Annotated in this window: 10 protein-coding genes; all 10 read left to right on the top strand. The window is 43.5% G+C overall.

Annotated elements, in window-relative coordinates:
* The first annotated feature begins 19 nt into the window (after positions 1 to 19).
* The 10 genes from bhcB (at position 20) to KPY62_RS11740 (ending at position 14,022) form a co-directional block, all read left to right on the top strand.
* Entirely contained in the window at positions 20 to 1,000 is a 981-nt protein-coding gene (gene bhcB / locus KPY62_RS11695) for a beta-hydroxyaspartate dehydratase BhcB (protein WP_216582399.1), read from the top strand.
* 87 nt (positions 1,001 to 1,087) lie between these two features.
* Entirely contained in the window at positions 1,088 to 2,245 is a 1,158-nt protein-coding gene (bhcC, locus tag KPY62_RS11700; protein WP_216582401.1) for a 3-hydroxy-D-aspartate aldolase BhcC, read from the top strand.
* 139 nt (positions 2,246 to 2,384) lie between these two features.
* Entirely contained in the window at positions 2,385 to 3,383 is a 999-nt protein-coding gene (gene bhcD, locus KPY62_RS11705; RefSeq protein WP_216582403.1) for an iminosuccinate reductase BhcD, read from the top strand.
* A 374-nt stretch (positions 3,384 to 3,757) separates the two neighbouring features.
* Positions 3,758 to 6,106 carry an FdhF/YdeP family oxidoreductase gene (locus tag KPY62_RS11710; RefSeq protein ID WP_216582405.1) on the top strand — a complete coding sequence of 783 codons (2,349 nt, stop codon included), beginning with the start codon at positions 3,758 to 3,760 and terminating at the stop codon, positions 6,104 to 6,106.
* 124 nt (positions 6,107 to 6,230) lie between these two features.
* Positions 6,231 to 7,283, top strand: coding sequence for a formate dehydrogenase accessory sulfurtransferase FdhD (locus KPY62_RS11715; RefSeq protein WP_216582416.1), 1,053 nt, complete (start codon positions 6,231 to 6,233; stop codon positions 7,281 to 7,283).
* A gap of 260 nt (positions 7,284 to 7,543) precedes the next feature.
* Positions 7,544 to 8,197, top strand: coding sequence for a 2Fe-2S iron-sulfur cluster-binding protein (locus KPY62_RS11720; RefSeq protein WP_216582418.1), 654 nt, complete (start codon positions 7,544 to 7,546; stop codon positions 8,195 to 8,197).
* Entirely contained in the window at positions 8,194 to 9,186 is a 993-nt protein-coding gene (locus KPY62_RS11725) for an FAD binding domain-containing protein (protein ID WP_216582421.1), read from the top strand. The genes KPY62_RS11720 and KPY62_RS11725 overlap by 4 nt, the downstream gene beginning before the upstream one ends.
* Positions 9,187 to 9,188: 2 nt before the next feature.
* On the top strand, positions 9,189 to 11,642 hold the full coding sequence (locus KPY62_RS11730; RefSeq protein ID WP_216582423.1) for a xanthine dehydrogenase family protein molybdopterin-binding subunit: 2,454 nt from the start codon (positions 9,189 to 9,191) through the stop codon (positions 11,640 to 11,642).
* Between the two features lie 198 nt (positions 11,643 to 11,840).
* On the top strand, positions 11,841 to 13,304 hold the full coding sequence (locus KPY62_RS11735) for an XdhC family protein (RefSeq protein WP_216582425.1): 1,464 nt from the start codon (positions 11,841 to 11,843) through the stop codon (positions 13,302 to 13,304).
* Positions 13,297 to 14,022 carry a nucleotidyltransferase family protein gene (locus KPY62_RS11740; protein WP_228730679.1) on the top strand — a complete coding sequence of 242 codons (726 nt, stop codon included), beginning with the start codon at positions 13,297 to 13,299 and terminating at the stop codon, positions 14,020 to 14,022. Before KPY62_RS11735 ends, KPY62_RS11740 begins: the two co-directional genes overlap by 8 nt.
* Positions 14,023 to 14,124 lie beyond the last annotated feature (102 nt).

The raw sequence follows: 14,124 nt of genomic DNA on the forward strand, positions 1-14,124 counted from the left end.
CTAATAGGGAGTATCTTTTATGATTACAAATGATGATGGATTAACAATTCCAACCCTCGATGATATGTTAGAGGCTCATGAGCGCATTAAGCCGTACATTCATCGCACACCAGTTATGACTTCTCGGTTTTTGAACGAGTTGGCAGGTTGTGAAATGTTTTTTAAGTGTGAAAACTTTCAAAAAGCTGGTGCTTTTAAAGTTCGCGGTGCCTCAAATGCAGTATTTGGTCTCTCTGACGAAGCAGCAAAAAATGGCGTATGCACGCATAGCTCAGGTAATCATGCATTGTCTTTGTCTTATGCTGCTGGCCGTCGTGGGGTACCTTGTCACGTAGTAATGCCGCACAGTGCACCAGAAGCTAAAAAAGCTGCAGTACGTGGTTATGGCGGTATTATTACTGAGTGCGAACCATCAACTACTTCACGTGAAGAAGTGTTTGCTAAGGTTCAAGCCGAAACTGGTGGTGACTTCGTTCATCCTTATAACGACCCACGAGTAATCGCTGGACAAGCAACTTGTTCACGTGAGTTCTTGGAGCAAATGGAAGAAATCGGCGTAAAACCTGATATGGTAGTGGCTCCAATCGGTGGCGGTGGCATGATATCAGGTACTTGCTTGACCTTATCTAACTTAGCTCCTGACGTAAAAATATATGCAGCAGAGCCATTGAATGCTGATGATGCAGCACGCTCATTTAAAGCCGGTCATATCATCGCTGATGATGCACCTGAGACTATCGCTGATGGCCTAAAAGTGCCGCTTAAAGATTTGACGTGGCACTTTGTCAGCAACTACGTTACTGATATCTTGACCGCGACAGAAGAAGAAATTATTGAAGCGATGAAGCTGACATGGACTCATATGAAAATTGTCATTGAGCCAAGCTGTGCCGTACCGCTTGCTGTTATTTTGAAGAACAAAGACGTATTTGCTGGAAAACGCGTCGGGGTAATTATTACTGGTGGTAACGTTGATCTTGATAAACTGCCTTGGAACTAAGCATTAGCTAGGCATTAATCAAGCGTACATTAAGTGCAAATTTAAAATACTTTGTATAAAACTAACTAAGAAAATGGAGATTTTCGAATGACAATTACAACTGAAGCATTAGAAGTAGGCTATAACGTACCCGCAACTGTTGGTATGGATGAAGCTGATATCCAAACTCCTTGTTTGATACTAGATCTTGACGCCCTTGAGCGTAACATCAAAAAAATGGGTGATTATGCTAAAGAGCATAATATGCGTCACCGTAGCCACGGTAAAATGCATAAATCTGTTGATGTACAAAGATTGCAAGAAGAGCTTGGCGGCGCTGCTGGCGTTTGCTGTCAAAAAGTTTCTGAAGCGGAAGTGTTTGTACGCGGTGGCATCAAAGATGTATTGGTATCAAACCAAGTGCGCGAACCTGCCAAAATTGATCGCTTAGCGAAATTGCCTAAAATGGGCGCAACTATTACTGTATGTGTTGATGACATCGATAGTGCCGCTGAATTATCAGAAGCAGCGACTAGAAATGGTACGCAACTTAATTGCTTTATCGAAATCGATTGTGGTGCTGGACGTTGTGGTGTGACTACTACCGAAGCAGTTGTTGAAATCGCTAAAGCTATCGATGCTGCTGAAAATATCCATTTCAAAGGTATCCAAGCTTATCAAGGCGCCATGCAGCACATGGACAGCTATAGCGATCGTAAAGCTAAGACTGCCATTTCTGTGGCTCAAGTAAAAGACGCTGTTGATGCCCTAACAGAGATCGGCCTAAAACCAGAATTCGTTTCAGGTGGCGGTACAGGTAGTTACTATTTCGAAAGTAACTCTGGCGTTTATAACGAATTACAGTGTGGTTCTTACGCGTTTATGGATGCGGATTACGGTCGTATTTTAGATGAAGAAGGCAACCGTATCGATAAGAATGAGTGGGAAAATGCTTTATTCCTTCTAACTTCTGTGATGAGCCATGCCAAACCTGACAAAGCAATTGTTGATGCTGGTCTAAAAGCTCAGTCAGTTGATAGTGGCCTACCGTTCATTTATGGTCGTGACGATGTTGAATACGTTAAATGTTCAGATGAGCATGGCGTAGTTAGCGATCCGCATGGCGTTCTTAAAATTAATGAAAAACTTAAACTAGTACCTGGTCATTGTGATCCTACTTGTAACGTTCATGATTTCTACGTCGGCGTTCGTAACGGTAAAGTAGAAAGCGTATGGCCTGTATCTGCACGTGGTAAAATGTACTAAGAAACTCTACTCTTACTATCATAATTTTTGGCGTAGGCTGCGCATTTTACCTAGTATATTTGGTAGTTATTTGCCACTATTTAGATTATAAGCGTCAGCCTACATCAAGTAAAAATCATGTAATAAAAAGGAGTTTAGAATGAGTGAAGAAAACAATAGTAACAACGAAGGCCTGTTGATCGTATCAGAAGACGCTTGTAAATCAGTGATTGATCGTGATTCTGCATTCACTGCGATTGAAAATGTATTTGCGTCAATGTCGAAAGGTGATGCTTATAACTTCCCAGTTATTCGCGAAGCTATTGGCTATGCTGATGCCTTGTATGGCTTTAAATCAGGTTTTGACCGTGCAGGCAAATCGCTAGGTCTAAAATCAGGTGGCTATTGGCCAGGCAATGCTGCTAAAGGCTTGACTAACCATCAGTCAACGATTTTTTTATTCAATCCTGATAATGGTAAATTACGCGCTATAGTAGGCGGCAACTACCTAACTGCTGTACGTACTGCAGCAGCATCTGCAGTATCAATCGCTCATCTAGCACGCAAAGATAGTAAAGTGCTTGGTATGGTTGGTGCTGGTCATCAGTCTACTTTTCAGCTACGGGCTGCTCTTGAGCAACGTAACTTCGAAAAAGTCGTTGCTTGGAATAAAGACGCTGATCGTCTTGGCAATCTACAAGCCATCGCTGAAGAATTAGGCATACCGTTTGAGTCTGTTGATCGTGAGCAGTTATGTGCAGAAGCTGATGTCATTATTACTATTACTTCAGCGTTTGAGCCATTGCTTATGAAAGAGTGGATCAAGCCGGGTACGCACATCGCTTGTATGGGTACTGATACAGTGGGTAAGCAAGAAGTTGATCCCGCTCTAATAGCCTCTGCTACTGTATTTACTGATGAGATCGCCCAATCGATCACTCTTGGTGAAGCGCAACATGCAATCAAATCCGGCACGATCAAAGAGTCTGATATTACCACCCTAGGTGACGTAATCAATGGTGATCATCCAGGTCGTAGCTCAGATGATGAGATCACTCTGTTCGATGGTACTGGGGTTGGCTTGCAAGATTTAGCAGTCGCTTCCGCTGCTGCAAGACTTGCTGTCGAGAAAGGTCAGGCTCAGCATATCTCGTTGTAATTCTTTAAATTAATAGCTTTTATAGCAGCCAAATATTTATTATTTGGCTGCTTTTTTTGCGCTTTACTTTAACTGCAATTGTTGTAATATTAGAGACAATGAAGTTTCGTTCTCTTTATCTTCGTGCTGCTATTCCTTTTTTACCTTCAATGCTCACAATAGTTACCGAAAATATACCAAAAAATTATTATTTAACCGGCCGTTTAACTTATCCTCCTTGTCTATAGTGCGTAACCCTTATTAATAATTATATTTGTAAGAACATCGCTACTATTGAGTTTCTCGTCACTATCTATACAGCGCATTTAGTATTATTTAGCCCCAGCTATCTATTCACAGCCATTCATCACAGCCACTTATCTTCGAGGTTTATCATGCGCAAAATTCCTATCTACTCTCATCCTGCCGCTGGTTGGCCTGCGCTGATTGCCTCTACTCATAAACTCATGGACTATAAAGCCTTGACCCGTGGTGGCTTGAGTGTTTTTAGTAGCAACCAGCCTAACGGTGGTTTTGACTGTCCGGGCTGTGCTTGGCCAGATCATAAATCGCATAAAACCTTAGATGTCTGTGAGAATGGAATCAAAGTGCTTGCTAGTGAGACCATGTCCACCAAGGCCGATGCTAAGTTTTTTGCGCAGCATACGGTGACTGAACTACAAGGCTGGAACGGTTACGAGCTTGAGCATAGTGGGCGTTTATCAGAGCCTATGGCTTATGATGCAGCGCAAGATCGTTATGTACCAATTGCTTGGGCGGATGCTTACGCACGTATTGCTGAGCAATTGAAACAGCTTGATTCCCCGGATGAGGCCTTATTTTATACCTCAGGTCGAGTAACCAATGAGCCGGCTTTTTTATATCAACTATTTGTGCGCTGTTTTGGCACTAATAATTTACCTGACTGTTCTAATATGTGTCACGAGCCGACTTCAGTAATGCTTAGTCGGCAGTTGGGCATCGGTAAAGCTACGGTTAAGTTAGAGGATTTTCAACAAGCTAAGTTGATCATGATGTTTGGACAAAATCCAGCGACCAACCATCCCCGTATGTTAGAGATGTTGGCGCATGCCCATAAGCAAGGTTGCAAAATCATTTCTATTAATCCTATGCGCGAGCAGGGACTAGCAGCATTTAGAAATCCGCAAAAGCCAACTCACATGGCTGCTGGTCAAAGCGACGCTATGGTAGATAATGTCATTCAAATCCAAATTGGTGGCGATGCGGCATTATTGACTGGTATGGCAAAATGGCTCACTAAAAATAATAAGATCGATACCGATTTTATTAAACAGCATACTTCTGGTTTTGAGGCACTAGATCAGTGGCTACGTCAGCAGTCTTGGGCAGATGTGGAGCGTGGCTCTGGTATTAGTAAAGATGAGATCATCAGTGTTGCACGTCTAGTTGCCGAGAGCCCACAAACTATTTGTACTTGGGGTATGGGTATTACTCAGCATGTGCAGGGCGATGACAATGTAGCGATGATTACCAATTTATTGCTATTGATGGGCATGATCGGTATTGATGGGGCTGGCGCGTCCCCTGTACGTGGGCATTCCAATGTACAGGGCGATCGCACTATGGGCGTTCATGAGCGTCCTAATCAGAGCTTGCTTGATAGTTTAGAGCGTGTTTTTAAGCGTCCTATGCCGCAAGAAGATGGCCATGATGTCGTCTCTGGTGCTAAAGCTTTAATAAGCGGGAAAATTAAAGCTTTTGTGAGTATGGGGGGTAACTATGCGGTAGCTGCTCCTGATATGAGTGCGATTCAACAAGCCTTGCGTCAGACCCAGCTTAATGTTTTTGTTGCCACTAAGCTCAATGGCACTATGCTATATCCGGGTACTAATAACCTGATTTTACCTTGTATCAGCCGTACTGAGATTATCTTAACGGGTCAAGGTAAGCAGTTTGCGACGACTGAGGACTCCATGTGTCAGATATCACGATCGCAAGGCAATCTTAAACCGATCAGTGACAGCATAAAATCTGAAGTACAAATAATTGCAGATATGGCGATCCAAGTACTTGGTGCTGAGTCGGCTATTCCTTGGCAAGCTATGGGCGAGGATTTTGATATCATTCGTGATTATATTGCTGAAGCTATTGACGGTTTCGAGAACTTTAATGAGCGCATCAGAGAGACTGAGCGTGGGTTTTATTTGTATCATCCAGCACGTCATCGGGTTTGGACTACTGACAGCGGCAAAGCGCAATTTGAAGTACCAAAGTATCCGGTTACTTATGTAGCAGCGCAGATGGCGCAGGCAACTACCCAGCTGCAATCGAGTACCGATAATAATAGCAATGTTGTTAGCACTACTAGCACTGCTGCTGAACAAAAAGTATGGCAATTAACTAGTGTGCGTAGTCATGATCAGTTTAATACTATGATTTTTGGTTATCAAGATCGCTACCGTCAGACCGATCGCCGTGATGTGTTGTTTATGCATCCTGATGAGATAGCACGCTTAGGCTGGCAAAAGGGGGATAGCGTTATGGTCATGCGTCAAGACAGTAACAATCAGCCACGTACTTTAGGACCGCTGATAATCACTGAGATGGACATTGCTGCCAATGCGGTGGCTACTTATTATCCTGAGTGTAATGACTTATTTGACTTAGATACTCATGCGCCAGACTCGCATATACCTGCCTATAAGTCATCAACCGTTGTTTTGGAACGGATTAGCGACAGTACCTTGACAGCTTCTGCTTAGATATGTTTTAGCATGAAAATGAATATTGTAGGCCTAGTTTCGATAAAATACTCAGCCTACAATATTTATTTTCATAGCGCGTATGACTGTCAACTCTATTCATTACCATTAAAGATAGCGCTCAATGATTAAAAATAATTCTAACCTTGTCGTGCAAGCTATTTCTGAAACTCTCAACGCTTCTGCTACGCCACTCGCTCGTGAGCATTTAGCAGAGCAGCATCGTAGTTCTTCAATCTTAGATAGTAATCAAAAGCAAGCCACCCAGTCTATTTCTACTGAACATCAAACTACTAGTTTAGCGGTAGAGGCAGCAGTGGCTATTGTTATCAATGGTATTCACTATGCCGTACTGATGGCTAGTCCTAGCCAGCTGGAGTATTTGGCTATTGGGTTTCTGTTTAGCGAAGGGCTGATCGAGCATAGCTATGAGCTGTTGGATTGGGAAGTGACTCAATTGAATGATGCTGCCAGCTTTCAAACTTTTGCTACAGATAGTAGGGTTGACCAGCAGGACCAGCTTAATGCTATAGATGTGTCAGGGGTGCTTGCAGATAATCTACAACACTTATTAGATTACGATATTTATATAGTTGAGCTAGTACTTAACCAACGCCGTCATCAGCGTATCCAAGCGCAAAAGCGTATGCTGGCGGGACGTACTGGCTGTGGTATGTGTGGTATCACAGGACTTACGCAAGCTTTACCGGATTTAAGTCCGTATTCGCAGATTAATTCACAAAAAGCTGTAGTAAAGCGACCTAGTCTCGATCGTTTGTTAGCGATAAGAGCGCAAGTCGATGCGAGTCAACATACGCACCAATTGACGGGGGCAGTTCATGCAGCAGCCACCCTGCAAAAAGATCAGTTATATTTGTTTGAGGATGTAGGACGCCACAATGCACTTGATAAACTGATTGGTTGGCAACTGCGACATAAGCACGAGGTCGATTGTGTCGTCATGACTTCACGATTGTCTATTGAGCTAGTACAAAAGTCTATCCGTATGCGTTTGCCTTGGCTGATAGGCATGTCTGCGCCTACTAGTACAGCGGTACGGGTTGCAGAGCGTTACGGGCTAGGGTTAGCTGGGTTTTTGCGAGACAATAGAGTGACTTACTATACAGGCTATGCTGTTGCTGGCGATGCTAGGACTACTATTAAATCTGCTGAATAATATATTTCAAACCAAGACGTAGTTAAAAAACTACCCTGTAAGCAGTACAAAGCTGAAACAAAGTTTGCTTGTCGAATAAGTCATAATAAATTTCTTTTATTGCTGACTCCTCTAGTAATGATTAATTACCTCTAACCGTTATCTTAGTAGTTACAACTAGTAGCTACAACTATAATTAGTCATTGTGATGAGTAATAAGTGAATAAAAAATAAACTCAGCCTTGTAGATAGCCCTTACCACTTGCCAGCGAGAAGCCAGCATGCTTACTTTAACGATTAACAAAATTGATTATCAATTTGATGATCTTGACCCTCGTACCACTTTACTCGATGTATGCCGTCAACATTTGCACATTACAGGACCCAAAAAAGGCTGTGATCACGGTCAATGCGGTGCTTGTACTATGCTTATTAATGGTCGGCGAGTGAATGCTTGCTTAACTTTAGCGGTGATGCATGACGGCGACGAGATCACTACTATTGAAGGTATCGGCATGCCAGATTCGCTATCGGACTTGCAACAAGCCTTTAAAGATCATGATGCCTTTCAGTGTGGGTATTGCACGCCTGGACAGATTTGTTCAGCAACAGCATTGATAGCAGAGATCAAAGCGCAGTGGCCCAGTTATGTGACTACTGATTTGAGTAATCCTGATGGCTTGTTACTACAAGAGATATCTGAACGTATGAGTGGCAATCTGTGTCGCTGCTCGGCTTATCCTAATATTATCAATGCCATTCATCAAGTGCTCTCAGAGCAACTTGCAACACATGCCTCAACCACAAACAACCTCGCCAGCTCGAATAACGCAGCTACCGTAACTGGTATCTGGTCGCCGCCGCCTAGCCAAACTCAGCTCGGCAAGCAAGCAGCACCATCGATAAGCAGTAAGTCTAAAGGAGAGCGCTCATGAAACGTTTTGAATATATTCGCGCTCTTGAGCCGCAGCAAGCGGTTATGTTTGCTACTCCTAAAGATGCTTCTTTTATTGCCGGTGGCACTAATCTACTCGATTTAATGAAGTTTGAGATTGAGACGCCACTTAAGCTGGTTGATATTAATCGCTTAGAGTTAGCAGAAGTTGAAGAAACAGCTGACGGCGGCCTACGTATCGGTACGCTAGTGACCAACAGTGACTTGGCGGCGCATCCAACAGTGATCGCCAATTACCCAGTATTATCTAGAGCGATTTTAGCGGGAGCTACTGGACAGTTACGTAATAAAGCCACTACGGGTGGCAATCTCTTACAGCGCTCGCGTTGCTATTATTTTTATCAACCGGATAGTGCTTGTAACAAACGTGAGCCAGGGTCTGGCTGTCCAGCTATTAATGGTGAGAACCGTCTATTAGCGATTTTGGGTACTAGTGAGTCTTGTATCGCTCAGCATCCCTCGGATATGGCATTAGCTATGCGGTTATTAGATGCCCGCGTTGAAACTCTAAAGACTGATGGCAGTACGCGACAAATTGCGCTAGCAGATTTTTACTGTTTACCAAAAGATACGCCAAATATCGAAACCGTATTAGAGACTGGCGAGCTAATTACTCATGTGACTTTGCCTGCTCCTATTAAAGGTATGCACACCTACGATAAAGTCCGTGACCGTGCCTCTTATGCCTTTGCCGTAGTTTCTTGCGCGGCGGTAGTAGAGGTTGACGATAATAATAAATTAGCTACAGTACGTTTAGCCTTTGGTGGTATTGGTACTCAACCATGGCGTAATACAGCGGTTGAGGCACTATTAATTGGCAGCGATGGCAATACTGAGGTGATTAACCAAGCCGCAGATTTATTATTAAAAGAGGCTAAAGGTAGTGGCCAAAATGACTTTAAGATACCTTTGACTCGTCGTCTACTAAAACAAGTTATTCAACGCGCATTAGCGAATCAGGGAGCATAATCATGGCACTATTTGCATCGGAACCGACCAAAAAGCTAATGATGAATGAGCCTACTGAAACACTGTTCGATCAAACGGCTAGCAAACTGGTTGGCAAACCTATTAATCGGGTAGAGGGTTCACTAAAGGTGAGTGGTCAAGCCACTTATAGTGCAGAATTTTATTTAGAGAACCAAGCTTATGGGGTATTAGTTGGTGCCACTATCGCTAAAGGTAAAGTCGATAAAATAGACAGTAGCGCAGTTGAATCTATACCTGGAGTGATTAAAGTGGTCACTGACCCCAAGCATTTTTTGCGTAATGCTCAGCAGGGTGGAGCTACTAAATCACCGACTCAAGGCGCAACAGAGATTTTTTATCATGGTCAACCTATTGCTGCGGTAATCGCTGAGACTTTTGAGGCGGCAACTGAAGGGGCCAAAGCGCTAAAGGTTACTTATAAAGATGAGACTGAGCAAGCGGCATTAGATTTTACTAAAGAGTTACCTAATACGCATGAAGTAGATGAAAAACAAGGTTCAGACAAAAACGCTGAGCAAGGCGATCCTGAACAAGGGTTGAGTGACTCAGCAGTGACTCTCGACCGTACTTATCAGACGCCGAGTCAAAACAGTTCTGCTATGGAGCCGCATGCGACTTTAGCGCACTGGGAAGGGGACAAGCTGATTATGTACTCCTCTAACCAAATGCTAGCTTCTTGTAAAAAGCAAATCGCTGATGCGCTAGATTTGGACGCTGATAATGTACAACTGATCGCTCATTACGTTGGGGGTGGTTTTGGTAGTAAGCTTGGTATCTCACCTGAATCCATCGCTGCTGCTATTTCGGCCAAAGAGTTAGGTCGACCAGTACTGATTACTATGACCCGCCCGCAAGTGATGGAAGCGACGATAAGACGCTCAAATACTCATCAACGTATAGCGATTGGCTGTAATGAAGACGGTATTATTAATACGCTTATTCACGATACGGTCTCTAGCAACTTACCGGGAGAAACCTTTTTTGAGCCTGCAGCACTATCTACTAAGTATCTATATCGCGGTGAAAATCGCCGAGTAGATTATCAAATGGTAGATATGAATCAAGTGCTATCGGGCTCGATGCGTGCCCCTGGCGAGGCGGTCGGACAGATAGCTTTAGAGTGTGCGATGGATGAATTGGCGATCAAGCTAAATATTGATCCTATAGAGCTACGCCGCCGTAATGAACCTGAGCAAGATCCTACTCAACAGATTCCTTTTTCAACTCGCAGCCTTATCGCTTGTATGGAACAAGGGGCGGAACAGTTTGGTTGGGATCATCGCCTAGCGCTTCCTGCCAGTCGTTTAGAAGGGGATTGGTGGCTAGGTATGGGTATGGCTGCTGCTGCTCGTGGCAATAGTTTAGCACCCTCGCAGGCACGTGCCACTCTACAAGTAGATCGCTCTAAAGCGCTGGGGGTCAAAGCTATTATCGAGACGGATATGACCGATATTGGCACAGGCTCTTACACGGTGTTTTCTCAAATTGCGGCCGACTTATTAGGCTTACCGATTGACCATATTGAAATGAAACTCGGAGATACCAGCTTGCCGCCAGCAGTGGGCTCCGGCGGTAGTATGGGAGCGGCCAGTTCGGGTAGTAGTATTTATCTGGCCTGTCAGCAGTTGCGTGAGATGTTAGCAGAAAAAGTCGGTCTCTATGCCGATACCATTCAATTGGATAACGGCTATGTCAAACAAGCGGGCGAGCATGAGGCGACAATTACAGAAGCTACCATTGAGGCAGGTAAAAATATCACTAGCAATGTTGTTCATAAAGCCACAGAGCTCGTTGCTAAGATAGCAGAAAGAACAGACATTCATTTGCCTAAGCCAAAACGCTCTACTGAGCCAGCTGATGGCAAAACAGACTATGACTTTAGTAATTTTCAGGGTTATCCGTTAGTTGATATCATTGCTGAGTACAACGAGCAGTTGATTAGTGCTAAAGGGGCAATCGCTCCTGGTAAGAATGAAAAAAGTTATCGTCAAGCATCATTTGGCGCTAATTTTGCGGAAGTAGCTGTGCATAGAGTTACCGGTGAAATCAGAGTCAAACGTATGACTGGTGCTTTTGCAGCAGGGCGTATCCTCAATCATAAAACCGCTACTTCACAGTGTTATGGCGGTATGGTGTTCGGGATAGGTTCAGCGTTAATGGAGCAAGTCATCCATGATAAGCGTGATGGTCGTCTATGTAATCATGACTTAGCTGAGTATCATATTCCGGTCAATGCCGATGTCCCGCAGCTCGAGGTTATCTTAGTAGAAGAGGATGATGCTTATACTAATCCTATGCATATAAAAGGTATCGGTGAGACGGCTATTGCTGGTGCAGCCGCTGCTATTGCTAACGCTGTTTATAACGCAGTAGGGATAAGAGTTTATGATTTTCCAATCACTATGGACAAGCTGCTGGGTGAGCTGCCAGAGTAGTCGCTACCAGTAACAACAGCTAGTAGTGATTTTTATTAAAAAACCCGCTAATCAACGGGTTTTTTAAGCTTGTTATTATCGCCATTAGGCATAAGTTATGGCTTTTCAGCATGCCAGCTTTAATAGTGTATTGAACTATATTTTAAGATAGTTTGTGATGCTTAAGATATTTGAGATGCTTAAGATAAAAGGGAAATTATGAATCAAGTCGCTGATATTCTTAACTTAGCTAACAGAGTACAACAGCAAAATGTTGAGGCGGTACTAGCTACGGTAGTCCGCACTGAAGGGTCAGCTTATCGGCATGCTGGGGCGATGATGCTTATTTGTGCTGATGGACGTTCGGTTGGGATGATCAGTGGGGGTTGTCTTGAGCCACATATTATCAAGCGTGCTTTTTGGCTAACTCGTAATGGTGCTAGTGTTCAGACCTATCAAACTGGCGATGAGGTTACTTATAGTGATGATACTGATACCGATACTGGCAGTCACATAGAGACCAATACAGCAGAGCTAACAGTTGCTAGTAATATTGGTAATAGGGCTATTAGTGATAGTGACAGCGATGCCTATAGTTATATTGACAGTGATGACGATGTCGATGCGTTGTTGGATGGCGAGTTAAATTTTGGTTTAGGGTGTAATGGCCGAGTCCATGTGTTGTTTGAGCGCCTGAGTACTGCAATGTCGCTGTTAGATTCAATTCAGCAAGTGCGTAATAGCCAGCAACCTTTGACTATTGCCACTTTGATTAGCTGCGATAATTTGAAGTCGCATAGTCCCCAATTGCCAATCGGTATACGCCTTGATATAGACGCCTATCGTGCTACAGGACAGATAGCGACTATCGATGGCCAGCATATTTTTTCTGAGGCTAGTGCTGCTGCTATAGGTTTTATTCATAACGCACTAACCAAGCTGTCAGCGCATACTTTTAATAAAAAAGATGCTGACTACATGGTGGTAGACAGTGATATAAAAAGTGATGTAGATCACGTACTACTAGACAATGACAGTCAATGCTATGTAGCGCAGTCGGCATGGTTGATACAGCAGATTCGTCCACAGATTCGATTGTTAATTTGCGGTGCTGGTAATGATGTGATGCCGTTAGTGACAATGGCTAAGCTACAGGACTGGCAGGTAACAGTAATAGATAGCCGCGCGCAATATGCTACTAAAGCTCGTTTTCCACAAGCAGACAAGGTGTTATGTTTACCAGTACACGACCATGAAACTTTAACTCAGCTTAGTGCCGGTGCGGTAGTTGCAGTGATGTCACATAGCTTAACCCAAGACCGTGCTCGCCTAGCTATACTATTGACCCAGCCTAACTTCAGTTATGTTGGACAATTAGGCCCATGCTATCGTACTGAGCGTCTCATCAAAGAGATTAGGGCTAGCCTTAATAAGGCGGATGACTTTACTAAGATCGCTACCTTAACTGACGCTGTTGCAAAGTTGCATTATCCTATTGGCTATAAGCTAGGCGGTGATGGTCCAGAAGCCTTAGCACTGAGTATCATGGCGCAAATAAGTTCGGTAATTCATCAGCAAGCACAGCCAGTGATAGACAACCAATTTGAGTTGTCAGTGATAGACTCAGAGTTGTCCTCACATACGCAGCGATTATCAGTTGAACAGCGTTATGCGTATGACTAGTAACAATATTGGTAAGAATATTAGTAACAATACTATTAATGATCTTAGTAACCACGCCGTTATTATCTTAGCCAGTGGCTTGAGTCAGCGACTGGGTCAGTCTAAGCAACTATTAACTCAAGATGGTGAGCCATTAATTGCGCAGATGGTTAAGCTGGCCTTAACTACCCAGCCCCAAGCTATTATAGTAGTGATTCCTAAAAATAATACTGAGATTGCACAAGCTATTGATGAATTAGCCGCTCAGCCAGTAGTGCATATAGTCAATAATCCGACTCCCGAAACTGGCATGGCGCATAGTCTGTATTTAGCTATTGACGCTGTGGCTCAGCGGATTATCAGCCACGATAATAGTATGATTGATCGAGTGCTAATAATGGCTACTGATCAACTATTATTAGACAGTAAGCATTTGCATAAGCTATTAGCTGGCAAGCATGAAGTAGTGGCCAGTAGCTATCCCCATCTGCAAGAAGCTGATAAAGACTTTGCGGTAGATAAATATAAAGCTAATATCATAGGTTTACCTATAAGTATCAATTATTGGCGACTTAAAGAGTGGCGAGTAGCGCTCACGGGTGATAAAGGTTTGCGCCACTTGATTAGAGCCCTGCACACTGAGCAAATGAGTACTGTGATTAACCAACAACTAAGTTATGATATTGATACGCCTGAACAACTGGCTTATGCTAAGCAACAGCAATGGCTGGATAGCTAGTCAAACCATTAGTCCGTCAAACCGTTAGCTGCTCACTTGCTAGTTGCAGTCAAGAACTAACGGATAGTTGTTGTAACATGGCCTATCCACTATAAATCAGCT

It is taken from the genome of Psychrobacter sp. TAE2020 (assembly GCF_018919485.1).
In the GTDB taxonomy this organism is placed as follows: domain Bacteria; phylum Pseudomonadota; class Gammaproteobacteria; order Pseudomonadales; family Moraxellaceae; genus Psychrobacter.

Bases quoted from the DNA above. Each gene is read 5' to 3' on its own strand.
- bhcB (WP_216582399.1), top strand. From the start codon at position 20: ATGATTACAAATGATGATGGATTAACAATTCCAACCCTCGATGATATG.
- bhcC (WP_216582401.1), top strand. From the start codon at position 1,088: ATGACAATTACAACTGAAGCATTAGAAGTAGGCTATAACGTACCCGCA.
- bhcD (WP_216582403.1), top strand. From the start codon at position 2,385: ATGAGTGAAGAAAACAATAGTAACAACGAAGGCCTGTTGATCGTATCA.
- KPY62_RS11710 (WP_216582405.1), top strand. From the start codon at position 3,758: ATGCGCAAAATTCCTATCTACTCTCATCCTGCCGCTGGTTGGCCTGCG.
- KPY62_RS11715 (WP_216582416.1), top strand. From the start codon at position 6,231: ATGATTAAAAATAATTCTAACCTTGTCGTGCAAGCTATTTCTGAAACT.
- KPY62_RS11720 (WP_216582418.1), top strand. From the start codon at position 7,544: ATGCTTACTTTAACGATTAACAAAATTGATTATCAATTTGATGATCTT.
- KPY62_RS11725 (WP_216582421.1), top strand. From the start codon at position 8,194: ATGAAACGTTTTGAATATATTCGCGCTCTTGAGCCGCAGCAAGCGGTT.
- KPY62_RS11730 (WP_216582423.1), top strand. From the start codon at position 9,189: ATGGCACTATTTGCATCGGAACCGACCAAAAAGCTAATGATGAATGAG.
- KPY62_RS11735 (WP_216582425.1), top strand. From the start codon at position 11,841: ATGAATCAAGTCGCTGATATTCTTAACTTAGCTAACAGAGTACAACAG.
- KPY62_RS11740 (WP_228730679.1), top strand. From the start codon at position 13,297: ATGACTAGTAACAATATTGGTAAGAATATTAGTAACAATACTATTAAT.